We start from the raw sequence: 22,972 nt of genomic DNA on the forward strand, positions 1-22,972 counted from the left end.
TTTTTGATTCTTTAGCGTTTTTAGCTTTTCCCCTTTGTAAGTTAAGTTATATTAGTCACATAGATTTTTAGCTCAAATTACCGAGCACTACGAATATAACAATTGATTTTTTTTCAAAGGGGAACGTTTATGTCTGAGCATACTTCGATTCATTTCGATCCAACAGCTTTACTCATCATCAAACATGAAATTGATCGCTCAATAAAACTGGTTGAAGGTGCAGTAAGCACTTTAATTGAAGAACAAACGCTCCCTTTTGGTATTGATGATGCATTAGAACAATTTAAGCAATGCACTCAGGTCCTACGTTTAATTGATATCCCCTATCTTGCAAAAATCACTCAATATTCAACTGAGCTGATGCAAAAAATTATTGCGAAACCAACCCAAATTAATACCGACGATGTCGTTGCGCTGAGTGAAGGCACGACCATGGTAAAGCGATATATTGAGTTTATCTGCTTGCGTGAATTACAAGTTCCTCAGTTTCTTCTTAATACCTTAAATAATTTAGAATTAGCTTTAAATAAACCACTGACCTCTTCTGGGCAAGCGATTGCTCCTTTACTTGCAAATGCTTCGTTTGAACTTCCATTCCCAGAAGTATTCATTAATGAAAAAACTCAGTTTATCCATCAACTCTATAAACTATCTCTGCATCAATTTTTAAATAAAACAGAATCTAATCATCATTATCAAGCTTTTAAACTGATCGGTACCTATTTGGTCAGCTTGGCAAAACACCAGCCAAGCCAACAATATTGGCAACTCGTAAATTATACTTTTGACCATATTGATAACTTGCTTTTAAATGATTCACGCCTACGTGTACTCATTAATATTGAAAGTTATATTGGTCAGTTCTTAGCAATGCCGGAAACTTTCAAGCCTGATTTGCCTGCACTTGCAGATATTTTAAGTATAGTTATTGCTCAAGAAGATGAGGTTGCTCACCATATTCGCAACCAACTCCATATAGGCGATGAAATACAAACAGACACGCAACTACTGGTTTTAAGCCGCCATCTTTTTGGCCCTGACTTCGACACCATGCACTCTGTGAGCCAATTGATTTTGAGCGAAATGAATAAAGTGCGTAACGATATTGAATATAACTATCAAAATATGTCGACTGAAAAAGCACAACAATTGCAAACGAGTCTTTTACAGCTCGCTTATACATTCAAACTACTTAACCTTGATGAAGCCTCAGTTGAGCTTTCTCAACAAGCGAGCAGTTTAAGTCAGCTCAATATATTAAGTAATGAAAACTATGCACAGCAGCTTATGGACAGCATTTTGTCTGCCATGAACTCAATTGGTATTTTGGTCCGCCAATATACGTCTAGCCGCTTACAACTTAACGTGAATAATACGAATATTTCTTTAGATCGCCTTGATGAGGCACATCAAGCCTTACTCACCGAGACAAAAAATCTAATTGATTTTATTTGTCAGAGCCTTACGTTATATGCAAATGATTCAACACAGAATATTGAAGCAATTGCAGGTTCACTAAAAGAGCTAGCAGGCGCGGCCGAATTCCTAGGAAGTGCCATTCAACAAGATGCTTTACTTCAAACTGCTCAATTTGTTCAACAACAACTTGAGCAAAACCAGCCTTTTAATACAGACCAAATTCACTGTATTTTTAACGTATTAGCGGGCCTTGACATGTTGGTTGACAATTTAAAAAATAAACAACCTGTTCTACAATCCATGTTTAATGTAGCATTGTCGAGTAGTCAACAACTTCAAGAAAAGGCAGCTTAATGTCTGAATTATCACTTGCTTATATTTTTCATCATCAACAATTACTGGTTGATCAAAACCTTCAACTACCCAAAGTCGAAAAGTTAGCAAGTGATTTACTTTTCACTCATGATGAGCAGGTCATTGCACGTGACTTGCTTGCTGAGGAACCCATTCCCGAAGGCTTACAACTGGTTCCAATTCGTCAACTCATTACAAGTTGGTCGAAAGAACAGTTCTTGCAAGCAAGCCGCGCTGTACAATTACTTGAATGGCGACGCAATCATAAGTTTTGTAGTCACTGCGGACACCCAACAGAAGTTCATCCAACTGAATATGCAATGGTGTGCCCTTCTTGTCGCTATCACCAATACCCTCGTGTAAACCCGTGCATTATTACGGTCATTACTCGAGGTGATGATGAAATCTTACTAGCGAAGTCAGTCCACAATAAAACCAACATGTATGGTTTGATTGCAGGTTTTGTCGAGGTCGGTGAAACGCTTGAAGAAGCGGTACAACGCGAAGCTTTTGAAGAAGTAGGCCTAAGACTTAAAAATGTTCAGTATATGTCAAGTCAGCCTTGGCCGTTCCCAAGTAACCTTATGGTTGCATTTAGAGCAGAATATGAGTCTGGTGAAATTAAGCTGCAAGAAGAAGAAATTGCAGATGCACAATTCTTCAAGATTGATCAATTACCTGAAATTCCATTTAAAGGCAGTATTGCTCATTCAATGATTATGCAGATTACCCAAGCAGGGTAATTTGCCGTGTTTTAAGCGATATTCTCGCTTAAAACACTTCTTCAAGAAAATGTAAGATCGTTCTTTTAGTTCTGAAATAATGACTAATAAAACTAGAAAGGCTAGCCAAAATTGTAATATGTCCAGTTTTAGGAATCACGGCGATATGGCTGTGATTACCCTTCTCTCTAAGCGCTTGATCCATATCTAAAGTATTGTGTTTTTTCACAATCTGATCATTTTCAGCCATTAAAAGATAATGTTTAATATTATTTTGATTGACGAAATAATATGGCATGACTTCTTTATAAGAGATGCCTTGATCAAACGCATCTTCGGCCAGTGGGTCACCCTTATAGTCAAAATGATAAGGCCCAGCTAAACCGATTATTGCCTTAATTTTCCCTAGACACTCAATTTTAGTTGAATCAGGGTGATAAACAGCAGACATGACATTAAATGCGCCTGCTGAATGCCCCATAAGTACAATATTTTCTGTAGAGATTTCTAGCTTGTCTTGGTTTTGATGCAAATAATTCAATGCCTGAGTCAGGTCATCAACAAAACTTGGGAAAATATTTTTAGGTGCTAACTGATAGTTAATCACAGCAACGTCATAGCCTTCTTTGGCAAAGGTCTCACCAATAAAAAGGTAATCTCGTTTATTACCATGTTGCCACGCCCCACCATGCACAAAGACAATGAGAGGCTGATGAGATAGTTTTTTAACAGATCGATAAATATCCAAACGGTGGCGAGGCTTTAGCCCATAACGAACATTTGGAACCTGTTCAAAACCATCTTTTGGCGTAAAACGGTTTAAAGCAAAACTCCCCAAATCATACAGGCGGAACTCTTTATAGAGAGTTCGCGCCTGTTCAATTTTGCTTTGTAGTTGTTCAATCAGATTCATATATTACTGTGCAGTCGAAGCAGGATCTGTTTGGTCAGGATCAATTGCAACAGGTGTTTGAACTGTTGGCTGAGCAATGACGTTATTAATAATTGGTGTAGTCGTTGTGCTACCAGTACTCGCTGCTGGAGCAGGCGCCAAATCAACATTATCAATGAGCGTCACAATTTTGGTCACGTTACCAACATTTTGAAGCACATTATTTAAATCATTAATTTCAGCGGTATTTAAACGGCCCATCACATATAAAACACCATCTTCAGTATGGACAAGTACTTTACTGTCCGATACAACTGGCGCTTTCATTAAAAGAGCACGTGTATTTGCTGTTACACCCGCATCTTGCATGATGGTGTTATAGCTAACTTTGTTACCCACCGTAATATAGTTATGTACGGCTTTCACATCACTCATGGCTTTAAGGTTGTCTTCTGCCAATTGTTTCAAGTACGGGTCTGGCACTTGGCCAGTTAATAAAACTGTACTGTGGAAGCTTTCAATATTAATACGTGACTGCTTGAAACGTTGATCAAGTTTATAAATGTTGATATTCGCTGTACGTTTAATTGAAGAGTCAATGAATACTTGGCCTAGACTGCGGACACCGCTATCTGTGCCCACTGGAGCTGTGCCTGTTCCACCAGAAATAAAACTTGCGCAACCTGATAAACTTGCGACACAAAGCATTGTTACAGCAATACGGTTTAACACTCCACCAGACTCCTATCAATTTCTTGGCTTGATCATAAAGCATCAGACTTAAATTTGCTCAAAAGAGTAATGAACTCTTAATCCAAAGTAAATGCATTTTCGATCCATTGCAGATCATAATGGAATTTTGAAAAGTCATGCTGTACTGTTTTTGCAATTTTCTGTGGAAAATCAAAACAAATCACATCAAAACGACAATAAAAATCCTGATAAGATGGATAGCGCTGTAAAAAACGCATCGCAGTTTTGATAATTTTCTTCTGTTTTGTCCACGTTACCATTTCACAAGCTTGTCCATAATTTCCTATAGTGCGTGCTTTTACTTCAACAAAAACTAACTCTTGCCCTCTTTTGACGATTAAATCCACTTCACCACGGCGTGAATGGTAATTACTTGTGACCCATACATAGTTTTGTGCTTGTAAAAGGTTTAAAGCAGTTTGCTCTGCCCATTTCCCCAACTGCTGCGCTAATAACATTTTTATTTTCCCCAATGAAAAGCATCTCTAGATGTTTTTATACGTAAGTTATTTTCTTAAATTCATCTGACATATCAGTTCTAAATCGAACAAATGAAAATCAGATCATTTTCGAAAAGCTCAAGCTAGCAGACATTGTTCACGCCCAAATCATAATTTCGGGTAAACTACCCCATTAAAATTGTTTATCTGTACGGAGTAAAACCAAATGAGTGCTCAGTTATTTGTTGTAGCCACCCCAATCGGGCACTTAGATGATATGACTTTCCGTGCAATTGATATTTTAAAATCAGTTTCTATTGTAGCTGCCGAAGATACGCGTCAATCAGCACAATTATTTAAGCACTATAATATATCGACTCAACTTACTGCATGCCATGACCACAATGAAAGCAATAAAATTGAGCAGTTAGTTCAAAAATTACTTGCTGGCGATAGCGTTGCTTTAATTAGTGATGCAGGTACACCGCTCATCAGTGATCCAGGCTTTAAATTAGTCCGTGCTGCTCAAGAGAACGGTATTAAAGTTGTTCCAGTGCCAGGCGCATGTGCTGCTATTGCTGCTTTAAGTGCGGTAGGTTTACCGAGTGATCGTTTTAGCTTTGAAGGATTTTTACCATCTAGAGCTTCGCAACGTATTTCTCAATTAGAAAAACTTAAGAATGAAACCCAGACTTTAATTTTCTATGAAGCCCCTCATCGTATTTTAGAGTCTATTAAAGATATGGCTCAGGTATTTGGTGAAGACCGCCCTGTAGGGTTTGCACGTGAAATTACCAAAACCTTTGAAACCATTAAAAAAATGACCTTAAAAGATTTGGTCAGCTTCATTGAAAATGACCACAACCAAGAAAAAGGTGAAATTGTAGTGGTTGTGGGTGGTGCAGCTGCAAAAACAGATCTAGAACAAGAAAAACTAGATGAACTTTTAAAACGTTTACTTCAAGACTTATCAGTTAAAGCAGCATCTCAACTCGCTGCCGATTTAACAGGAATTAAGAAGAAAGTCGCTTATCAACGTGCGCTCGAGTTAACACAATCTTAATTTTTTAATTAGATATGGTGATGACACAGACTCTTTGTCATCACCATCTGTTAATTTTGCATAATAAGATATAAGAATAAGAGTACTAATATGACTGAACAAATGGGCAAACTTGGCCCCCATGAAGGGCAAGAACTAGAATTATTACTTTTAGGCGAGAAATCTATCGCTCTATTTTACGATCTATTACCTGTCAGTTTTTTACAGCATCTCGAACAAGGTACTTTATCAATGCGGAGTAAAGATATTGAAACTTCTCTACCTTTACCCTTTTCAATTATGCTGATCTATAAAGATGCAGCTTTAGCAGATTTAAATGAACTCATGATGTGTATTGAAACTTTATTTAAAGAAACTAATTTTGAAAAATGCATAGAGCTTGAACGAAGAATTGGACAACTTTTAGGTTACTCAGCACAAGATATAGAGTTTTATATTCAGCATATTTCCACTCGCCATTTAAAGAGAAACCTCTAAAACTATCTCAATATGTGTTTTGCTGACTCGACAATAGTTTCCGTAAGTGCATCCAACTGTTTAGACTGCCTTTTCCAATGGTGCCAATATAACGGAATGTCGAGCCCAGCCTCAGGTATAACATCCACTAAAGTTCCATTGCTTAGTAAAGATTGAACCTGAAGTTCAGGCACCATGCCATATCCCAAACCTAATTGGATTGCTTTCACAAACGCATCTGTAGCAGGAATAAAACTATAAGGATAGCTCTGCAAAGGCAAACCATAATATTTCAGTAATACCTCTGAATGCATAAGATCTTTATGGTTAAAAATTACAGCTGGTGCATTTCTTAAAGTTTCTCGGTTTACGCCATGCTTAAACCAGTCAGCTGCAAACTCAGCAGAAGCCAACATTTTATAACGCATTTTCCCGAGTGGTTGAGCTAAACAGCCTGATATGACCTGTTCTTCTGCCGAGATGCATGCGTTGACTTGCCCTGTTTCTAATAAAGTATGCGTATGCGATTGATCATCAATTTTTAGTTCTAAGATTATTTTTTCTTTAAAAAGTGTTTGCTGAATGCTCGGTAAAAGCCAAGTCGCTAGCGAATCTGCATTGGATGCTAGAGCAATCTTATAGAATTCCGATTCAGATGATTTCCCCATCAAACCTTGTAATAAGTTTTGCTCCATTAATCTCGTATGACGTAAATGTTGCAATAATGTTTGCCCTGCTTGTGTGAGTACACATGGTCGCCCACGGATAATTAAAATTTGGCCTAAATACTTTTCCAAAGCTTGCACACGTAAGGACACTGCCGAGGGCGTAATATATAAATGTTCACCTGCTGCATCAAAACTTCCCACTTCTGCGACTGCAAGAAAGGCTTCACACTGTTTGCTATCTAACATATAGAACCTAAATATTTTTTAGCCAAACCTAAATATTCTTAATTTTACTTATTTCTTAAGAAAAAGTCAGATAATTCCCACATCTGATTTTTCCACCTTATTGTTATGTTCTCTCTTAGTATATTTTTTAAAGGTTTCGGTATTGGTAGCGGCCTTATTGTAGCAATTGGAGCTCAAAATGCTTTTGTTCTAAAACAAGGGCTCAAACAGCAATACGTATTTTGGCTATGTTTAATCTGTGCGCTGTCCGACTCAATTCTAATCGCGTTTGGTGTGTTAGGTTTTGCCGAAATCATGACAGCATCACCCATCTTAATTACGGTCGCTAAATATTTAGGGGCAACGTTCTTATTGGTCTACGGTGCCAAAGCATTCTATGCTGCCTTAAAAACCACCCAGAGTATGGAGCTTGATAGCAGCCAGAAACAGACTTTAACTCAAGCACTAGTGACCTGTCTTGCCTTTACTTGGCTTAACCCACATGTCTATTTAGATACCATTGTTCTGATTGGTTCAGTTGCAACTCAGCTAGAAGACAAAATTAGTTTCGCTTTGGGCAGCATTGTTGCATCTTGGATTTTCTTTTTCAGTTTAGGTTATGGCGCAAGATTATTAAAACCATTATTTATCAATCCTAAAGCATGGAAAATCTTAGATTTCATTATTGGTTGTGTTATGTGGAGTATCGCAATATCGCTTCTCATCTAATGCATTCAAACAGTAAAAAGTACCATGTCCGAATGGTACTTTTTATGCGCTCAAAATTATGCTTGAGAACCCAACACCAGTTTTGACTGTTTTCTTTCTTGCTGAGACTGTTTTATGACAGCGTAACCAGAAGACACACCCAAGTACGCAATTACAAAGGCAACAAATAAATCTGGAAATACACTACCTGTTCCAAATACGCCAACGGCCGCTAAAATCACAGCAATATTGGCAATAGAATCGTTTCTGCTACACAACCAAACAGAACGCATATTGGCATCTCCATCACGGTACGCATAGAGCATAAGTGCGACTGAAACGTTAGCAATTAAAGCCATCACGCCAATTGCTCCCATGACCATTGGTTCAGGTGAAACACCATAAAAATAAGACCAAACCACTTTTGCAATAACAAAAATACCGAAAGCGGCCATCGTTATTCCTTTAAGTAATGCAGCTGTTGCGCGCCAATATAAACTCATCGAAAGCACAACTAAAGATAATGCATAATTTGCTGCATCTCCGGCAAAATCTAATGCATCGGCCCATAGCGAAACAGATTGAGCCTTATAACCACCCAATATTTCTACTACAAACATCAACGCATTGATCACAAGAGCAATCCATAACGCTTTTCTAAAACGTGGACTCCCTTTTTTTGAAGGAGAACATGTTGAAACACAACCACATCCAGCCATTTTATTTCCTCAAGAACTCTTTTATAGTGATTAAAAACCCTTGAGTAGCTCCAGAGTCAAGCCTTATGAGTCTTTCTATTGGTCAATTATCAAAAAAAGCGGATGTTCCAATTGATACGATCCGTTATTACGAAAAAGTAGGTGTACTTGATCGTATCCAACGTTCAGAAAATAATTATCGTATTTACACCGAGCAGACCCTCAACGACCTATTGTTTATTAAACATTGCCGCGAATTAGATATTTCACTCAGTGATATTAAAACGTTAAAAGAAATGAAAGCTGAGCCTAAACAGGCATGTACAAAAATTGATAATTTAGTAGATAAATACTTAAATGAAGTAACTGAAAAAATTGAAAGATTATTACTTTTAAAAGACTCTTTAATTGATTTAAAACAGCACTGCTCTACCAATCGAACAGTGGATGAGTGTGGAATTTTAAAAGAACTGCAAAGCTCGCCTTAAACCTATTTTGATAAATTCATACAAATAAAAAAGCACCACTCATGTGATGCTTTTTTAAGATTAATGGTCGCTATGTTCATCAGGAGGAACTTCGGTAATTCTACCACCTCGAGCTAAAAATGCGGCAACTTCATCTTCCAACGCTTGGCGCTGTTTCTGTTTAGCAGTTACAGTCAGCGTTTCTGCTTCGGCAAGGTCTGTATCACTCAAACTGCCTGCTTCTTCATCAGCTGCACCGCTTTCGGCTGCTTTCGCTTCATCTTCATCTACAGCAGAATCTTCTGCATCTTCATAATCATTGATATCTGACATTTCACACTCCCCAGAATGATTTTATTGCATCATTGCTATGGTCCCAAGACCTCAGAAATTTAGCAACCTCTTTGCATTTAGCAAAGAGCCAATTTGGTCAATTCCGTATCTTTTATGACCAAATTGGTAATGATATATAAATGATTGTTCAAAAAATATCTACTTGTATTTAATTCACTCAGTAGAGTATAGACCCAGTAAATATTTTAATGCTTATAGCGGGTACTTTGTAAAGCCCCTAAACCATTTGCTTGTTGCATAAATCGGTCTTTTAAAACCGGTGTCAGCTCAACTTGCTTAAGCCCCATATTGCGAGCCCACACGACTGGAAATAACTCACTGCTTTCAAGCCAACCAATTGCCGACATGCTATGCATCATTGCATCATTCTGACCTTTACGGCGATGTTCATAGCGCAATAAAGTTTGCTCATGTGCCCATACACCACGGTTTAAATCGTGAAGCAATACATCACACAGCACTGCCGCATCAAGACAGCCAATATTTACTCCTTGCCCAGCAAGTGGATGAATCACATGTGCTGCATCACCAATCAAAGCTAAACCTGCTTTTACATATTGTTTTGCAGCGCGAGCTTTGAGCGGAAATTGTGCTCTTGAACGAACTTCTAACACCTCACCCAACATGTGTTGGCTTTCTTGAGTTAAAAGCTGCATAAATGCTGTATCGTTTAAAGCTGAATATTCATCGGCATAATCATCTGGTAGTGTCCAGACAATCGATTGCCAATATCCATTTTGCGTTTCTTCAAGACTTGCCATTGGTAAATATGCCAAAGGTCCTGTAGGTAGGAAAATTTGGCGGGCAACATAATGATGAGGCTTTGCTGTTCTGATTGCACAGCTAATAGCTGCTTGTTTGTAATCTAGTACATCGAGGTCAATAAAAGCCTGTTCGCGTACAAATGAATTCGCACCATCTGCACCAATAAGAAGTTTAGTTTTAAGTGTCGTACCATCTGCTAATTGAATATGCCAACATCCAACACCTTGCTCAATACGTGTAACACGAACTTGAGTACGGTAATCTGTAAGCTGCTGCAACATTTTTTGCTGAATGGCAACGTTCAGTACACTGGGCTCCACCATAGAACCCAAGGCTTGCTCAGCTAAAGGCTGACGTGCAGAATCTTGACCAAAATTAATTTCACCGTAGCCATTAAGATTCCAGACCTGCATGCCTGTATAAGGAATTTGACGTGCAAGATCATCCCAAACATTTACCGTTTTAAGCAAATGAATGGTCGCTTGGCTAAGTGCTAAAACACGTGGATTCATCACGCTTAATGTTTTTTCAACATCAAGCACAGGAGCCGCATCAAGCACTGTGGGTTGTACGCCACCTTGCGCAAGTAATAAAGCAGTTAAACCACCAACCAATCCACCACCAACAATGACGACATCCAACACTTCACTCATGCTTTTAACCCCATTGCATAGTTAGCCACTAATGGTTTTACACCTGGAATGACATCAAACGCAATTAATCCCGTATTACGAATTAATTTTAATAATGGATTTTGGTTACTAAAACCACGAACTACAGTGTCACAGAACTTAATTACGCGCTGCTGATCTGATAAACGAGCTTGCTCATAGGCCAGTAAGTTATCAGGGTTACCTAAATCATCAGAAGTAGTTAATTGGTTCACTAAATAACGTACTAAAACATCTGCATCACGTAAGCACAAATTAAAACCTTGCCCTGCAACCGGATGAATTGTATGCGCTGCATTACCCATTAGAATAACGCGACCAACAGCTTGTTTATGTGCAAGCACTTGCGAAAGCGGATAACTAAAACGTTTACCCGTTTTTTCAAATTTACCTGCTCGGTCACCGTAAGTTTGTTGTAAAGCACTTAAGAAATGCTGGTCATTTTCATCGCCCAACCATTCATTTTCAGTGCCTTTTTTCACAGGCCACACCACTGAGCGGCGGTACTCACCCGGTAGAGGTAATAAGGCTAAAGGACCTAATGCGCTAAACCGTTCAAAACCTATCTGTCCATGTGGTTTGGATGTCTGAACCGTAGTCACAATTGCAACCTGATCATAATCGTGAACATCCACACCCACGCCAATTGCCTGACGACAAAAAGAATCACGTCCATCAGCCGCAATTAATAGTTTTGACTCAAGTTTTAAGGTTTCCTCACCACGTAAAGCTTCAATATGTACTTGTTCGGCATCTTGAGTTAAAGCGGTAACCTGTACACCATCAATGAGTTCAATCAAAGGTTGCTGACGTACTTGAGTTAAAAGCACACGCCCAAGCCAAGCATTTTCAATTACCTGACCAAAGCTTTCGACTTTCTCTTGTTCTGCAATTAAACGTGCTTTACCAAAACTGCCTTGCTCAGTAATGTGGACCTGCAAAATTGGGGTCGCATGTTGCTGTAATGCATCCCATAACCCTAGCTTCTGATAAATCTGTACGCTACGACGCGATAAAGCCGTATTACGCGCATCAAAACTCGAATGGTAAGGAGCAACATTTTGATCATCATAGTTTGGGTATTTCACAGCTTCTAATAGCTTTACCGCAATATTAGCCTTCGCGAGCATGAGTGAAAGGCTCAAACCCACCATGCCCCCACCTACAATAATCACTTGTTGTTGCATCGAGTTTTGCTCCTTTGGCGAAAACGTTTAATTATGCTTTAGCTTGCGCCATTAAATGTTCAATATCTGCAATATCTTTAACCACATTAGCAGTTAAAACTCGTGGTCCTTTCGAAGTTGCGATCACATCATCTTCAATACGGATACCAATACCACGCCATTTTTCATCTACAGTTTCATCATCTGGTGCGATATATAAACCAGGTTCAACTGTAATCACCATACCCTCTTCATATTGACGCCAGTCTTCACCTTTTTTGTAAGACCCGACATCGTGTACATCCATACCTAGCCAATGACCTGTACCATGCATATAAAACTGACGGTATGCTTCAGTTTCGATGAGTTCGTTAACATCACCTTTGAGTAAACCTAAATTAACTAGACCTTCAGTTAAAATTTTAACTGCTATTTCATGAGGTTCACGGTATGAATTACCAATACGAACTGCGTCAATCGCTGCATATTGGGCAGCCAATACAACTTCATATAATGCTTTTTGTTCAGCACTAAATTTACCATTGACTGGAAAAGTACGAGTAATATCAGAAGCATAGAATTCATATTCACATGCAGCATCAATTAAGACTAAATCACCATCTTTGAGTGGCTTGTTATTTTCAACATAATGTAAAACACAAGCATTAGCTCCACCGCCTACAATACTGTTATAAGACGGAACACAGCCATTTTTCCCAAAAATATAATTGAGTTCAGCTTCAAGAGCATATTCCATCATTTCTGGGTGCACCGTTTGCATCGCACGCGTATGTGCTTCAGCACTAATATTTGCAGCAATTTGCATTAGCTCAAGTTCTTGTGGTGACTTAACTAAACGCATTTCATCAACAATACGGTCGAGCTGTAGCAATTGAGCGGGAGCGTTTTCATGTCGGTGCTCGGCATCTGCTTTTTTAATCCACTGGCTCACTCGCGCGTCAAACTCAGCATCGTGCCCAATCCGATAATAAAGACGCTCTTTATTTAATAATTTTTCAATAATTTCTTCATCAAGCAAATCAATTACATATGCTTCATCAGCATCGTAGTCTTCAACTGCACCATCAACTCCAGCACGGAAACCATTCCAGATTTCCATCTCGCGATTACGTTCACGGCAAAAAAGACTATAGCTATAGTCTTCATCGTCGAAGGTTTCAATAACAGCAACTGCCTCAGGCTCAGCAAAGCCCGTCAAATAGAAAAAACTACTATCGGCACGGAATTTATAATCCGCATCACGATTACGGTACATTTCTTCACGCGTTGCAATAATTGCAATGCTGTTTGGACCCATTTTTTCTGCCAGACGGTCTCTACGATGTCGAAAATCAGCTTGAGGCAATTTCATAATGATCTACTTGATTTAGAATTTTAAAGTCAAAAAATAAAATACAACCAATAACACATCGCCTCAATTAGCTTGGGCGATGTGGAGTAAACATTTCTACAATATTTTGTTCTGTATCTAACGCAGCAGATTTACTTTTTGCATGAAATTTTTTCAATAAAGAACTTTCAGCTACAGTAATTTTTTTTCTGCCAATAGACAAACTTACAGGAATTAAGCGTACAAATTCATATAACTCTTCGTAGCTGCTTTCACCTTCTTCATCATTGTCAGAGTCTTCAAATTCGACTGCTGCAATATCTTGAAGGTTCTCAATCAACTCAAGCTCATCTGGACGAATATGACCCGATGCCAATCCAAAACCTAATACAACGCCTGCACACCAATCTGATAAAGCTTGTACACGCTCTTGAAGTAGATGGTCATCGTCAGGAAGCATAGGTAAATAATCTAATTCATCTTCAGATAACGCATGAATAACATCTTCTGCTTCATCAGTTAAAAGCGTTAGAGCATCTTCACTTAACTCTGGCACATTAAGGGTTGTTAAAATTTGTGACCATTGTTCACGCGTCGGCGCTTCTGTCACACAAACAATACCTGTTAATAGACCATGTAACTCACTAGGGCTTGAAATTTCTTCAATTCCTTCAAAATGAGCGTTCCAATCTGTCCAGCCTGAAATATCGTCTTGCATTCGTTTATCCAATCTCTATACTTTGTATATATTACCTTTGATTGCAATTCTGTGCGACCTCGTTATGTTAGAACAATTACAGCGGCTACAAGCGCATATTAGCGTATTAAAAACACGCTTACATCATTTAGAGAGTGAACATGCGGCACTCTCAGAAGCTAAAGAACTGGCTGAAACAGAGCATCACGCACAAGTTGTGCAAAAAAATAGTATTATCACTAAAAAACAAGAGGAAATTGAGTCGGTAACTGAGCAACTATCTCAGTTAAAAGGTCAATTTCAACAGTTGAATCAGGATGCTAACACACTTGCGGAACGTTATAGCCGATTAGAAAAAAGTACGACTGACTTAAAAAATCGTTTTCAAGAAATTCTTGCCGAGCGCAATGAATTACGTGTCGCAAAAGAAAAGTTACAAGCCCACCAGCGTCAAACTCAACAAGAGCTTCATGATTTACAACAAGATCGTGATCGTTTGTTACAAAAAAATGAGCTTGCTAAATCAAAAGTTGAAGCCATTATTCAACGTTTAGGAATTTTAGGCACTGCTCAAGATCAGCATGCTCAAGAAATTCAGCAGCTTGCCCATCCTAATGCTGAAACTGGTGAGGAGACCCAATCATGAGTGAACAAGTCATGGTAGAGCTTAGGCTGATTGAGCAGACCTTTAGACTCGCGACTACTTTAGACAAAAAAGATGAACTTGAACGTGCAGCAGAACTTCTCAATGAGAAATTTAATGAGATGCGTCGTAGTGCTCCACGTGTTGAGCACAACAAACTGGTCATTATGGTTGCTCTACAATTGACTCAAGAAGTATTGAGCCTTAATAAGTCTTTGCAAGAATACACTCATTGTGAACGTTTACTGCAAACGATATTGGATGATGTTGAACAAATTGTTTAATAAATTATCCATACAAAAACGCCTTGCTCTATGAATAATAGATGCAAGGCGTTTTTTATTGGCACTATTAAGCGTAATTGAAATTACTTTATGCCTGTTAATGTACAAAGCTTCATCAAACGCAAACTAAGTTTACAGTTCCAGAGGTTTAGGTGATTGCCAACATGGTCAGATCGGTTATACTTAAACTGTCTCTGGGATGTTCGCCAGCGGGTCTATTCCCCTGCCGATACTTAAACTTATGGATGTGTTCTGTATATTTAGAGTGTATGCCTACCCTCGTGTAGGAAACCCAGCAAGTATACGTCGCGTCCACCTTGAACTCATCGGGTTCAGGGTAACGACACATGCAGCGGCATCTTCGGAGCATTTAGTTTTAACTTTAAGAAAAATTCAAAATATTTATTTTAATTTAGCTTTCCATACAGACCTTTCAGTCTAAAATTTTCTTTTTAAACATTAAATTGCAGCTTATCTGATTAATCTACTCCGCCTTCTCTAATATTATTTTTCATTTCTACTCAGACACTCTTCATACCAGCCTGCTTGAAAATCTTCTATTGCCTTTCTTTTAAAGAAACTGGTTCTAAATATTTTGGCAGAGTAAGCCGAGTTAATTAAATCTTGGTAAAGTTGTTTGGCTTCTGGGTCTTCAAGACCATTCGCTATCTGTTGCAAATCTTGAGATGGAACTTTTTGTTGACGTGCTTCCATGACAGTATAAGCGACTTTTTTTACTACATTACAAATATCAGGATCTCTTACATTGTCGTCGGCATGACATCCTAAAGCTAAAAAACTAAGAATAAATAATTTAAACTTCATGATCCTACCTTATTTTTATAGTTTGAAATTTATAACAAAATTTAATTATAAAAAAAGAAATAGAAGATTTCTTACTATTTCTTTTTAAAAGATTACGCTGGATTAATCACGTAAAAATAAATAATAAGCCCAGCTAAAGCAGTTGAAGCAATCGTTAAGTATGTACCAACCGTATTAAAACTCTGTAAGAATTTCAAGATTTCCATATCTAGAACCCCCTAAATTAGCAACTATAAAGACAAAATGAAATTTACCACAACTTAATAATGCCAATCAATTCACACTTATCAGATTTTTTGAGAGCTAAAACATCAATTAATTATTGGTTACACCGAATCGCAAAGGCATCTTTGTAGTAATCAGTTGCACTCTTCAAATCTGACAATAATTTTTCTTCGGTATAAGGTTTAGGTGAAATTTTAATTAATGCAGGCATATATTGGGTCTTATAAACCTCAGGATAGTCATGGCACAAGATTTTGACTTTAACTTCTTGTGGTGTATTCGGATTATCCAGTTGATCTAAAAACTCTCCAATTTTACGGTCAGACTCTTCAAATTGAGCTTTATAGTCAACTTCAGCAGCTTCAGGTTCTGTTTGTTTTGTACACCCGCCTAGCATCAATACGGCGCTTATTGTAATGGTTAAAATTTTTAACTTCATAGGCTTAACAATTTCACATTCATCCTTTTAAATATTCTTATCTGATTAAATGTAAATAAATACTGGTAATACGTAAAGAAATAGAATTTTTTATCGCTAAAGAATATACCTCGCATCAAGTAAATTTAAAGTTATTTCTTAATTAGTTCTCTATTTCCATAAATCTTAAGAAAAATAGGTATAATTTTGCTCGACTGATCTCAAATCTTTGTTAGATTTACCCATGAATGAACTTAGTTTTATTAGAAAAAATTTAAGATCTAAAAGACGCTTTTTGTCCCCATTGGAGCAAAAAAAAGCTCAGCTTAATGTTCTCCATCATTTAAACAGTCTTGCTATTTTTCATTCATCAAAAAAAATTGGTTTATACCTGCACGCCTTCGGAGAAGTTCATACAGAACTGCTCATAAAGTTATGTTTTCAAAAAAATAAACAAGTTTATTTACCTATGATTTGCTCTATGAATCAACGTTTAGTTTGGGTAAAAATATCTAAAAACCAATATTTAAATCGACGCTTTTCACATCATCCGTTGGGTATGAAAGAACCCATGGCAACAAGAGGAAAACATGTATCAAAACTTGATTTACTGTTGATGCCACTTTTAGCTTGTGATCACTACGGAACACGTATTGGTATGGGAGGCGGCTATTATGACCGTACATTAGCAAGCGCAAAACATAGACCTTATCGTTTGGGAATGGCTCATCAATTTCAATTTATTGAACATACTTTAAAACGTCAAAGTTGGGATCAACCCTTAGATGCTTTACTTACCCCTCAACATATTTATTATTTTAAAAGATAATATCTATATGAAAATTAAAATTAGTCTTAAGTTTTTAATGCCCCTAAAATCATAAAAGTAACCACCCTAAGGATGGTTACTTCTACGTGACAGACCGTTTTACCAACTTATAGTAACACGGCTATTTAATGTTCAATATTAAATAAGTTTTGCATTATTGTTAATTATACAATGCCGATAAATGACATAAGAAAATGGTTATTTTCCATCCAAACGTCTTTTCTACTATATGAATATTTCATAATTATTAAGCTAAATTACCTATCCTTTCTACAAAATTTTATTCTTCTTAAGAATTAATCCGTTGATTCATAATATTTTAATAAAAAAGTTGACTAAATTAGTCATTTTTTCCACATTTTCTATAGAGAGGCCCTTGTAATTTTTGAAATACACATCACTATAAAAAACATGGCAACCTCGTTGTCACTCATTAGGAGTGCCCATGTCTGAACTTATTATGAATGAAAAAACTGACTTAGAGCCTCAGGTTCCAAGTGTATTACCACTTTTAGCGTTACGTGATGTAGTGGTCTACCCACACATGCAAATTGCGTTATTCGTGGGTCGTGAAAAATCGATCAATGCAGTTGATGTGGCTCGTAACAGTGACAATTTAGTATTTGTAGTTGCGCAAAAAGATTCGCTTACAGAAGATATTGATCACGATAACCTTTATCAGTACGGAACTGTCGCTAAGATTGTTCAGGTTGTAAATCATGAGAATGATGAAAACTGTATAAAAGTACTGATTGAAGGGCTACAGCGCTCTAAGCTTGAAAAAATTATCGATGAAGATAGCCATTTGACTGCTGAGCATAGCTTAAGTCCAATGACAATTAACGTAGATAAAGCTACTCAAGAGACTCGTTTACAAGAGTTGCGTAATTTATTTGCTCAATATGCTGAAGCAAAATTACGCAATGCACGTGAACTGGTTGCAGCTGCTAATAAAATTGAAGACTTGCTACAGCTTATGTTCTTCGTGGCAACACGTGTACCTCTAAATATTGAAATTAAACAGAAGTTTTTAGAGCACGATGAATTTGAAGCACATTTGCAAGAGCTTATGAGCTACTTGGTAAATCAATCTGCCGAACAGCAAATTGAACAAACTTTGCATGACAGCGTAAAACGCCAAATGGAAAAAAACCAACGTGAATACTTTCTAAATGAAAAAATGAAAGTCATTCAACGTGAACTTTCTGACATGAATGGTGGCGCTGAAGATGACGTTGCTGAAATAGAAAAACGTCTTACTGAAGCCGATTTACCTGAACATGTACGTAAAAAAGCTGAAGCTGAGTTCCGTAAGCTTAAAGCAATGCAACCTGCATCTAGTGAAGCGGCTGTTGTACGTAACTATCTAGAAGTAATTTTAGATACGCCGTGGAATAAGGCGAGCAAAGTCAGCATTAACCTTGCGAAAGCTCAAGAGATTCTTGATACCGATCACTACGGCTTAGATGACGTTAAAGATCGTATTGTTGAATACTTAGCTGTTCAGTCTCGTGTTAAAAAACTCAAAGGCCCGATCCTATGTTTAGTAGGCCCTCCTGGTGTAGGTAAAACTTCGCTTGGTGAATCAGTTGCGAAAGCAACAGGTCGTGAGTTTGTTCGTATGGCACTCGGTGGCGTACGTGACGAAGCTGAAATTCGTGGTCACCGTCGTACTTATATTGGTGCGATGCCAGGTAAAATCGTGCAGTCTTTAACAAAAGTTGGCGTGAAGAACCCACTGTTCTTACTCGACGAAATTGACAAGATGGCACAAGACTACCGTGGTGATCCTGCTTCTGCATTACTTGAAGTATTAGATCCATCACAAAACAGTAAGTTCAACGATCACTATTTAGATCTTGATCTTGACCTATCTGAGGTGATGTTTATCTGTACTGCAAACAGCATGAATATTCCTGAGGCATTGCTTGACCGTATGGAAGTTATTCGTCTACCGGGTTATACCGAAGATGAAAAAGTTAACATTGCTGAGCGTTACCTTGTTCCAAAAGCGATTAAGAACAATGGTCTGCGTGCAAAAGAGTTAACAATTCATGAAGAAGCGATTCGTGATATTGTTCAGCGCTATACACGTGAAGCGGGTGTACGTAGTTTAGAACGTGAAGTGTCTAAAATTGCGCGTAAAGTGGTAAAAGAAGCAGTAAGTAAAAAGTCTAAAAACTTACAACTTGATGTGACTTCTGCCAATCTTCCAGAATACTTAGGTCCACACAAGTTTGACTTTGGTATTGCAGAAGATGAAGCGCAAGTAGGCCGCGTAAATGGTCTAGCTTGGACATCTGTAGGTGGTGAGTTACTTACCATTGAAGTTGCAGCTGTCAAAGGTAAAGGTAAATTCATTACAACCGGTTCACTTGGTGATGTAATGAAAGAATCTATTACTACAGCAATGACTTTAGTACGCACGCGTGCCGATGAACTAGGTATTGAAGCTTCTCGTTTTGAAGAAACTGATGTACACGTTCACTTACCAGAAGGTGCAACACCAAAAGATGGTCCATCTGCTGGTTTAGCATTAACAACTGCGCTTGTATCAGCATTTACAGGTATTGCGATTCGTCCTGATATTGCAATGACTGGTGAAACAAGCTTAGGTGGTCGTGCAATGCGTATTGGTGGCTTAAAAGAAAAACTTCTTGCAGCACACCGTGGTGGAATTAAACTTGTATTTATTCCACAAGATAACGTTCGTGATTTGGCAGAAATTCCAGCCAATGTTAAAGAAGGTTTAGAAATCAAAGCTGTGAAAAGTATTGATGACATCTTGCCTTTAGCATTAGTTTCGATGCCAAAGCCTTTACCTAAAACACCGATTGTAAAACCGGTGGAAGGTTCAAAAGCAGCACGTCACTAATTAAAGTGTGAAAAAAAAGAGAGCTTCGGCTCTCTTTTTTTTGTTACACAATTTGATTGAAAAATATCCAACCATCCTCATAATAGGTATTAAGAGTATTTAATTAAATTAAGTATTCTTCGCTATCTATTATTTTATAGATAGCCTTGTTTTATTCTCTATGATCATCTGAACTCCAGACAGATGATCATTTGATCGCAGTCCAACACCGTTTTTTGGACTGCGTTTTTTATGCCTATTTACTACCACGAACTTATCTCTTCCTCAGGTATAATGCGCCAGCTGTTTTAAATGAATAGATAATATGAAAATTCGTATTCTGACTATTGGTCAAAAAATGCCTGCTTGGGTTCTCACTGGTTTTGAAGATTACTTCAAACGTATTCAGCCTTTTGTGCAAACTCAAGTCATTGAACTTCCTATGGCCAAACGTGGTAAGAATGATTCAGAAGCGGATATTTTAAAATATTGTCAAATTGAAGGTGAAAGTATTTTAAATGCTTTAAAACCGAATGAAACTTTAATTGCTCTAGAAGTCGGTGGCCGAGAACTCAGCACAGAGAAACTAGCTGACACCATGAAACAGTGGATGCTTGAAGGCAATGATGTAGCACTTGCTATTGGTGGACCAGACGGTTTATCAGATCAAGTACGTAAAGCTGCCGCATGGCATTGGTCACTTTCAAAACTTACAATGCCCCATCCTTTGGTACGTGTTTTATTAATTGAGCAACTATATCGAGCAATGACTATTAATCATAATCATCCCTATCACCGTGCATAAAAACAACAACCGTTTCATTTCAGGAACAATCCGTTGAAATCAGGATACTTTTAACATGTCCTGATTTTGGCATAATAACTATTATTCTGCTTTTTAACTCAGGTGTAATGCAATGGAACTACAAACCCTTCCCGGACTGTTTATTTCACATGGTTCACCCATGCTTGCACTTGATCCAGAACAAGTAGGCCCTGCTCTACACCGCTTAGGTGCTAATCTTCCAGCACCTAAGGCAATCATTGTGATGTCGGCACATTGGGAAAGTAAAGCACTTGAAGTGAGTATTTCGACTCGTCCTGAAACATGGCATGACTTCCGCGGCTTTCCTAAAGAGTTATATGAAATTCGCTACAGCGCCCCTGGGCAACCAGAACTTGCTGAAGAAATCTTAAAATTACTGGCAGATGCTCATTTAGTTGCTCATGCGAATAGTACGCGCCCTCGTGACCATGGCGTATGGATGCCTCTATTGCATATGTATCCTGATGCTGACATTCCTGTCGTCGAGATTTCTTTGCCAACCAATTTAAGCGCACAAGAAATTTATCGCATAGGACAAACACTCGCGCCTTTACGTGACAAACAGATTTTACTCATTGGTTCAGGCAGTATCACTCATAATCTTGCAGAGCTATCTTGGCAAGGAGACAACTCTAAAGTTCCAGAATGGGCCTCAACGTTTAGAAATGCTGTTGTGAATAAACTTACCCATCAAGATTATGATGGCGTACTAGACTGGCCATCATTGCCCTATGTAAAACGCAATCATCCTACTTTAGAACATTTTGCCCCATTGTTTTTTGCTATGGGTACAGGCAATCGCTTTACGATTGTTCACAGCAGCTTCACAATGGGCTCGCTAGGCATGGATATCTATCGTTTTGATTAATTATTAGCAAATACCCCGTTTCGCGGGGTATACCATTATTTTTGTTGAAAATTAGAATAACTTACAAACTTATACATTTTAAAAACCGAAACAATCAAATGTTTACATTTTCTTTTTTTAAGAATGTTTTAAGCTTATTGCTGTTGTTTTTTTACTTGAAGTTTTTTTAAATGAAAATTAAATATTTAATTCTTGCGTTATTACCTTTTTCTTTGATGGCGTGTCAAACAGTTACCAATACTCCTGCTCCAATTGTATCTGAGCAACAACAAAACCTTGCAGCCACTTTAGGTGAATATGCTTGGACTTATCAAAATGTAAAAGCTTCTAAACCACTTATCCTTAACTTTAATGCAGATGGCAAATTAGCAATCAATACAGGTTGTAATGGCCAAGGCGGTACTTGGAAAGTTGAAGGTAACCAACTTGTTACTTCTAACCTTGTTTCAACAATGATGGCTTGCCAAGATGATTTAATGAAACAAGAACAATTGTCGAATAGCATCTTTAGTGACGCAAAATTGCCAATCGAAATTAGCAACAATAATGGTCAGGTGATTTTAAGCGTGACAGACAAAACTGGTCAAAAGCATATTTTCCAAGGTCAAAAAGCAGTGAATACTCAAGCTTTAACAGACTACTCTTGGTCTTATCAGCCTGAAAACACAAAAAAACCTATCGTTCTTAACTTTACTAACGACCGTTTATCGATCGCAACGGGTTGTAACCGCCAAGGAACAACTTGGAAAGTTGAAAACAATACCATCGTAACTGCTGATGTAATGTCAACAATGATGGCGTGTGAACCTGCTTTAATGAAACAGGAACAATTTTCTAGCAGCCTTTTCCAAAAACGTGCGGTTCCGTTTGAACTCAATACCACAAACGTTGATCAACCAACACTAACGGTATCTGATGCTCAAGGTCAAAAATATACCTTTACTGGTAAAATGACACCTGAAGCAAAATATCAATCTGAAGGAAAAACTGTTTTCCTAGAAGTTGCTCCACAAACTAAATCATGTACTGGTGTTGCACCACAAACTTGTATGCAAGTTCGTGAAATTAAATATGATGACAAAGGCGTTAAAACTTACGCTGACAAAAACTGGTCATTATATTATGGCCAAATTGAAGGTTTTGAACACAATCCAGATCAACGCGTAATTTTACGTGTAAAACGTTTTGAAGTGAAAAACCCAGCAGCAGATCAATCTAGTCAAGCTGATGTATTAGATATGGTTGTTGAGCAAGAATTAGTTAAAAAACCTAAAAAATAAGTTTTTAGACTAAAAAAATCCGATGCTTTTGCATCGGATTTTTTATTTCTA

26 protein-coding genes and 1 other RNA gene are annotated in these 22,972 nt (G+C 37.8%); 14 read left to right on the forward strand and 13 right to left on the reverse strand.

Annotated elements, in window-relative coordinates; genetic code table 11:
- The first annotated feature begins 129 nt into the window (after nt 1-129).
- Both I7H67_RS00685 and nudC read left to right on the forward strand, forming a co-directional pair.
- Entirely contained in the window at nt 130-1,773 is a 1,644-nt protein-coding gene (locus tag I7H67_RS00685) for a chemotaxis protein (RefSeq protein WP_198306832.1), read from the forward strand.
- Nucleotides 1,773-2,516, forward strand: a complete 744-nt coding sequence (gene nudC, locus I7H67_RS00690; protein ID WP_005303431.1) for an NAD(+) diphosphatase — start codon at nt 1,773-1,775, stop codon at nt 2,514-2,516. Before I7H67_RS00685 ends, nudC begins: the two co-directional genes overlap by 1 nt.
- Nucleotides 2,517-2,544: 28 nt before the next feature.
- On the opposite strand, the gene I7H67_RS00695 is transcribed toward nudC, so the two are convergent.
- The 3 genes from I7H67_RS00695 to I7H67_RS00705 form a co-directional block, all read right to left on the reverse strand.
- Nucleotides 2,545-3,408 (reverse strand): alpha/beta hydrolase, encoded by an 864-nt coding sequence (locus I7H67_RS00695; protein ID WP_151987249.1) that lies wholly within the window; start codon nt 3,406-3,408, stop codon nt 2,545-2,547.
- A 3-nt stretch (nt 3,409-3,411) separates the two neighbouring features.
- Nucleotides 3,412-4,119 carry a BON domain-containing protein gene (locus I7H67_RS00700; RefSeq protein ID WP_005303429.1) on the reverse strand — a complete coding sequence of 236 codons (708 nt, stop codon included), beginning with the start codon at nt 4,117-4,119 and terminating at the stop codon, nt 3,412-3,414.
- Between the two features lie 77 nt (nt 4,120-4,196).
- Nucleotides 4,197-4,598 (reverse strand): YraN family protein, encoded by a 402-nt coding sequence (locus I7H67_RS00705; RefSeq protein ID WP_003652834.1) that lies wholly within the window; start codon nt 4,596-4,598, stop codon nt 4,197-4,199.
- Between the two features lie 208 nt (nt 4,599-4,806).
- Between I7H67_RS00705 and rsmI the strand changes: the two genes are divergently transcribed.
- Both rsmI and I7H67_RS00715 read left to right on the forward strand, forming a co-directional pair.
- On the forward strand, nt 4,807-5,643 hold the full coding sequence (gene rsmI / locus I7H67_RS00710; RefSeq protein ID WP_009390409.1) for a 16S rRNA (cytidine(1402)-2'-O)-methyltransferase: 837 nt from the start codon (nt 4,807-4,809) through the stop codon (nt 5,641-5,643).
- Between the two features lie 90 nt (nt 5,644-5,733).
- The gene (locus tag I7H67_RS00715) at nt 5,734-6,120 is read left to right on the forward strand and encodes a hemin receptor (protein ID WP_198306833.1); all 387 of its coding nucleotides are present in this window, start codon (nt 5,734-5,736) and stop codon (nt 6,118-6,120) included.
- Between the two features lie 2 nt (nt 6,121-6,122).
- Here the strand turns inward: I7H67_RS00715 and I7H67_RS00720 are convergent, their stop codons facing one another.
- Nucleotides 6,123-7,013 carry a LysR family transcriptional regulator ArgP gene (locus I7H67_RS00720; RefSeq protein ID WP_198306834.1) on the reverse strand — a complete coding sequence of 297 codons (891 nt, stop codon included), beginning with the start codon at nt 7,011-7,013 and terminating at the stop codon, nt 6,123-6,125.
- Between the two features lie 105 nt (nt 7,014-7,118).
- On the opposite strand from I7H67_RS00720, the gene I7H67_RS00725 reads away from it, so the two are divergent.
- Nucleotides 7,119-7,721 carry a LysE/ArgO family amino acid transporter gene (locus I7H67_RS00725; RefSeq protein ID WP_004793913.1) on the forward strand — a complete coding sequence of 201 codons (603 nt, stop codon included), beginning with the start codon at nt 7,119-7,121 and terminating at the stop codon, nt 7,719-7,721.
- A 56-nt stretch (nt 7,722-7,777) separates the two neighbouring features.
- On the opposite strand, the gene I7H67_RS00730 is transcribed toward I7H67_RS00725, so the two are convergent.
- Entirely contained in the window at nt 7,778-8,419 is a 642-nt protein-coding gene (locus I7H67_RS00730) for a cation transporter (RefSeq protein ID WP_198306835.1), read from the reverse strand.
- Nucleotides 8,420-8,484: 65 nt separating this feature from the next.
- Between I7H67_RS00730 and I7H67_RS00735 the strand changes: the two genes are divergently transcribed.
- Nucleotides 8,485-8,886: a MerR family transcriptional regulator gene (locus I7H67_RS00735; RefSeq protein ID WP_198306836.1), complete on the forward strand. Its 402-nt coding sequence runs from the start codon at nt 8,485-8,487 to the stop codon at nt 8,884-8,886.
- A 60-nt stretch (nt 8,887-8,946) separates the two neighbouring features.
- On the opposite strand, the gene I7H67_RS00740 is transcribed toward I7H67_RS00735, so the two are convergent.
- From I7H67_RS00740 to I7H67_RS00760, 5 genes are all read right to left on the reverse strand, one after another.
- Nucleotides 8,947-9,198 (reverse strand): hypothetical protein, encoded by a 252-nt coding sequence (locus I7H67_RS00740; protein WP_005303414.1) that lies wholly within the window; start codon nt 9,196-9,198, stop codon nt 8,947-8,949.
- Between the two features lie 206 nt (nt 9,199-9,404).
- Entirely contained in the window at nt 9,405-10,637 is a 1,233-nt protein-coding gene (locus tag I7H67_RS00745; RefSeq protein ID WP_198306837.1) for an FAD-dependent monooxygenase, read from the reverse strand.
- Complete coding sequence (locus tag I7H67_RS00750) at nt 10,634-11,842, reverse strand: FAD-dependent monooxygenase (protein WP_198306838.1); 1,209 nt, start codon at nt 11,840-11,842, stop codon at nt 10,634-10,636. Before I7H67_RS00750 ends, I7H67_RS00745 begins: the two co-directional genes overlap by 4 nt.
- A gap of 31 nt (nt 11,843-11,873) precedes the next feature.
- Complete coding sequence (pepP, locus tag I7H67_RS00755; RefSeq protein ID WP_198306839.1) at nt 11,874-13,193, reverse strand: Xaa-Pro aminopeptidase; 1,320 nt, start codon at nt 13,191-13,193, stop codon at nt 11,874-11,876.
- Nucleotides 13,194-13,260: 67 nt separating this feature from the next.
- A complete protein-coding gene (locus I7H67_RS00760; RefSeq protein ID WP_005303405.1) occupies nt 13,261-13,890 on the reverse strand; it encodes a UPF0149 family protein in 630 nt (209 codons plus the stop codon).
- A 64-nt stretch (nt 13,891-13,954) separates the two neighbouring features.
- On the opposite strand from I7H67_RS00760, the gene I7H67_RS00765 reads away from it, so the two are divergent.
- The 3 genes from I7H67_RS00765 to ssrS all read left to right on the forward strand — a co-directional run bounded on the left by I7H67_RS00765 (nt 13,955) and on the right by ssrS (nt 15,168).
- Nucleotides 13,955-14,515 carry a hypothetical protein gene (locus I7H67_RS00765; protein WP_003652857.1) on the forward strand — a complete coding sequence of 187 codons (561 nt, stop codon included), beginning with the start codon at nt 13,955-13,957 and terminating at the stop codon, nt 14,513-14,515.
- A complete protein-coding gene (locus I7H67_RS00770) occupies nt 14,512-14,796 on the forward strand; it encodes a cell division protein ZapA (protein ID WP_003652859.1) in 285 nt (94 codons plus the stop codon). The genes I7H67_RS00765 and I7H67_RS00770 overlap by 4 nt, the downstream gene beginning before the upstream one ends.
- A gap of 188 nt (nt 14,797-14,984) precedes the next feature.
- Nucleotides 14,985-15,168: non-coding RNA, 6S RNA (gene ssrS, locus I7H67_RS00775), on the forward strand.
- A gap of 132 nt (nt 15,169-15,300) precedes the next feature.
- Here the strand turns inward: ssrS and I7H67_RS00780 are convergent.
- From I7H67_RS00780 to I7H67_RS00790, 3 genes are all read right to left on the reverse strand, one after another.
- A complete protein-coding gene (locus tag I7H67_RS00780) occupies nt 15,301-15,621 on the reverse strand; it encodes a hypothetical protein (RefSeq protein ID WP_198306840.1) in 321 nt (106 codons plus the stop codon).
- 92 nt (nt 15,622-15,713) lie between these two features.
- A complete protein-coding gene (locus tag I7H67_RS00785) occupies nt 15,714-15,827 on the reverse strand; it encodes a hypothetical protein (protein ID WP_198306841.1) in 114 nt (37 codons plus the stop codon).
- 113 nt (nt 15,828-15,940) lie between these two features.
- The gene (locus I7H67_RS00790; protein ID WP_005303401.1) at nt 15,941-16,285 is read right to left on the reverse strand and encodes a hypothetical protein; all 345 of its coding nucleotides are present in this window, start codon (nt 16,283-16,285) and stop codon (nt 15,941-15,943) included.
- 223 nt (nt 16,286-16,508) lie between these two features.
- On the opposite strand from I7H67_RS00790, the gene I7H67_RS00795 reads away from it, so the two are divergent.
- The 5 genes from I7H67_RS00795 to I7H67_RS00815 all read left to right on the forward strand — a co-directional run bounded on the left by I7H67_RS00795 (nt 16,509) and on the right by I7H67_RS00815 (nt 22,921).
- A complete protein-coding gene (locus tag I7H67_RS00795; protein WP_198306842.1) occupies nt 16,509-17,093 on the forward strand; it encodes a 5-formyltetrahydrofolate cyclo-ligase in 585 nt (194 codons plus the stop codon).
- A 445-nt stretch (nt 17,094-17,538) separates the two neighbouring features.
- Entirely contained in the window at nt 17,539-19,968 is a 2,430-nt protein-coding gene (gene lon, locus I7H67_RS00800; protein ID WP_005303397.1) for an endopeptidase La, read from the forward strand.
- A 304-nt stretch (nt 19,969-20,272) separates the two neighbouring features.
- Nucleotides 20,273-20,752 (forward strand): 23S rRNA (pseudouridine(1915)-N(3))-methyltransferase RlmH, encoded by a 480-nt coding sequence (rlmH, locus tag I7H67_RS00805; protein WP_004793934.1) that lies wholly within the window; start codon nt 20,273-20,275, stop codon nt 20,750-20,752.
- 112 nt (nt 20,753-20,864) lie between these two features.
- Nucleotides 20,865-21,641: a DODA-type extradiol aromatic ring-opening family dioxygenase gene (locus I7H67_RS00810; protein ID WP_198306843.1), complete on the forward strand. Its 777-nt coding sequence runs from the start codon at nt 20,865-20,867 to the stop codon at nt 21,639-21,641.
- A 170-nt stretch (nt 21,642-21,811) separates the two neighbouring features.
- The gene (locus I7H67_RS00815) at nt 21,812-22,921 is read left to right on the forward strand and encodes an META and DUF4377 domain-containing protein (RefSeq protein WP_198306844.1); all 1,110 of its coding nucleotides are present in this window, start codon (nt 21,812-21,814) and stop codon (nt 22,919-22,921) included.
- Nucleotides 22,922-22,972 lie beyond the last annotated feature (51 nt).

Source organism: Acinetobacter sp. ACIN00229, from assembly GCF_016106645.1.
Lineage (GTDB): Bacteria > Pseudomonadota > Gammaproteobacteria > Pseudomonadales > Moraxellaceae > Acinetobacter > Acinetobacter oleivorans.

Coding starts and splice junctions, on each gene's coding strand:
- I7H67_RS00685 (WP_198306832.1), top strand. CDS start 130: ATGTCTGAGCATACTTCGATTCATTTCGATCCAACAGCTTTACTCATC.
- nudC (WP_005303431.1), top strand. CDS start 1,773: ATGTCTGAATTATCACTTGCTTATATTTTTCATCATCAACAATTACTG.
- I7H67_RS00695 (WP_151987249.1), bottom strand. CDS start 3,408: ATGAATCTGATTGAACAACTACAAAGCAAAATTGAACAGGCGCGAACT.
- I7H67_RS00705 (WP_003652834.1), bottom strand. CDS start 4,598: ATGTTATTAGCGCAGCAGTTGGGGAAATGGGCAGAGCAAACTGCTTTA.
- rsmI (WP_009390409.1), top strand. CDS start 4,807: ATGAGTGCTCAGTTATTTGTTGTAGCCACCCCAATCGGGCACTTAGAT.
- I7H67_RS00715 (WP_198306833.1), top strand. CDS start 5,734: ATGACTGAACAAATGGGCAAACTTGGCCCCCATGAAGGGCAAGAACTA.
- I7H67_RS00720 (WP_198306834.1), bottom strand. CDS start 7,013: ATGTTAGATAGCAAACAGTGTGAAGCCTTTCTTGCAGTCGCAGAAGTG.
- I7H67_RS00725 (WP_004793913.1), top strand. CDS start 7,119: ATGTTCTCTCTTAGTATATTTTTTAAAGGTTTCGGTATTGGTAGCGGC.
- I7H67_RS00730 (WP_198306835.1), bottom strand. CDS start 8,419: ATGGCTGGATGTGGTTGTGTTTCAACATGTTCTCCTTCAAAAAAAGGG.
- I7H67_RS00735 (WP_198306836.1), top strand. CDS start 8,485: ATGAGTCTTTCTATTGGTCAATTATCAAAAAAAGCGGATGTTCCAATT.
- I7H67_RS00740 (WP_005303414.1), bottom strand. CDS start 9,198: ATGTCAGATATCAATGATTATGAAGATGCAGAAGATTCTGCTGTAGAT.
- I7H67_RS00745 (WP_198306837.1), bottom strand. CDS start 10,637: ATGAGTGAAGTGTTGGATGTCGTCATTGTTGGTGGTGGATTGGTTGGT.
- I7H67_RS00750 (WP_198306838.1), bottom strand. CDS start 11,842: ATGCAACAACAAGTGATTATTGTAGGTGGGGGCATGGTGGGTTTGAGC.
- pepP (WP_198306839.1), bottom strand. CDS start 13,193: ATGAAATTGCCTCAAGCTGATTTTCGACATCGTAGAGACCGTCTGGCA.
- I7H67_RS00760 (WP_005303405.1), bottom strand. CDS start 13,890: ATGCAAGACGATATTTCAGGCTGGACAGATTGGAACGCTCATTTTGAA.
- I7H67_RS00765 (WP_003652857.1), top strand. CDS start 13,955: ATGTTAGAACAATTACAGCGGCTACAAGCGCATATTAGCGTATTAAAA.
- I7H67_RS00770 (WP_003652859.1), top strand. CDS start 14,512: ATGAGTGAACAAGTCATGGTAGAGCTTAGGCTGATTGAGCAGACCTTT.
- I7H67_RS00780 (WP_198306840.1), bottom strand. CDS start 15,621: ATGAAGTTTAAATTATTTATTCTTAGTTTTTTAGCTTTAGGATGTCAT.
- I7H67_RS00785 (WP_198306841.1), bottom strand. CDS start 15,827: ATGGAAATCTTGAAATTCTTACAGAGTTTTAATACGGTTGGTACATAC.
- I7H67_RS00790 (WP_005303401.1), bottom strand. CDS start 16,285: ATGAAGTTAAAAATTTTAACCATTACAATAAGCGCCGTATTGATGCTA.
- I7H67_RS00795 (WP_198306842.1), top strand. CDS start 16,509: ATGAATGAACTTAGTTTTATTAGAAAAAATTTAAGATCTAAAAGACGC.
- lon (WP_005303397.1), top strand. CDS start 17,539: ATGTCTGAACTTATTATGAATGAAAAAACTGACTTAGAGCCTCAGGTT.
- rlmH (WP_004793934.1), top strand. CDS start 20,273: ATGAAAATTCGTATTCTGACTATTGGTCAAAAAATGCCTGCTTGGGTT.
- I7H67_RS00810 (WP_198306843.1), top strand. CDS start 20,865: ATGGAACTACAAACCCTTCCCGGACTGTTTATTTCACATGGTTCACCC.
- I7H67_RS00815 (WP_198306844.1), top strand. CDS start 21,812: ATGAAAATTAAATATTTAATTCTTGCGTTATTACCTTTTTCTTTGATG.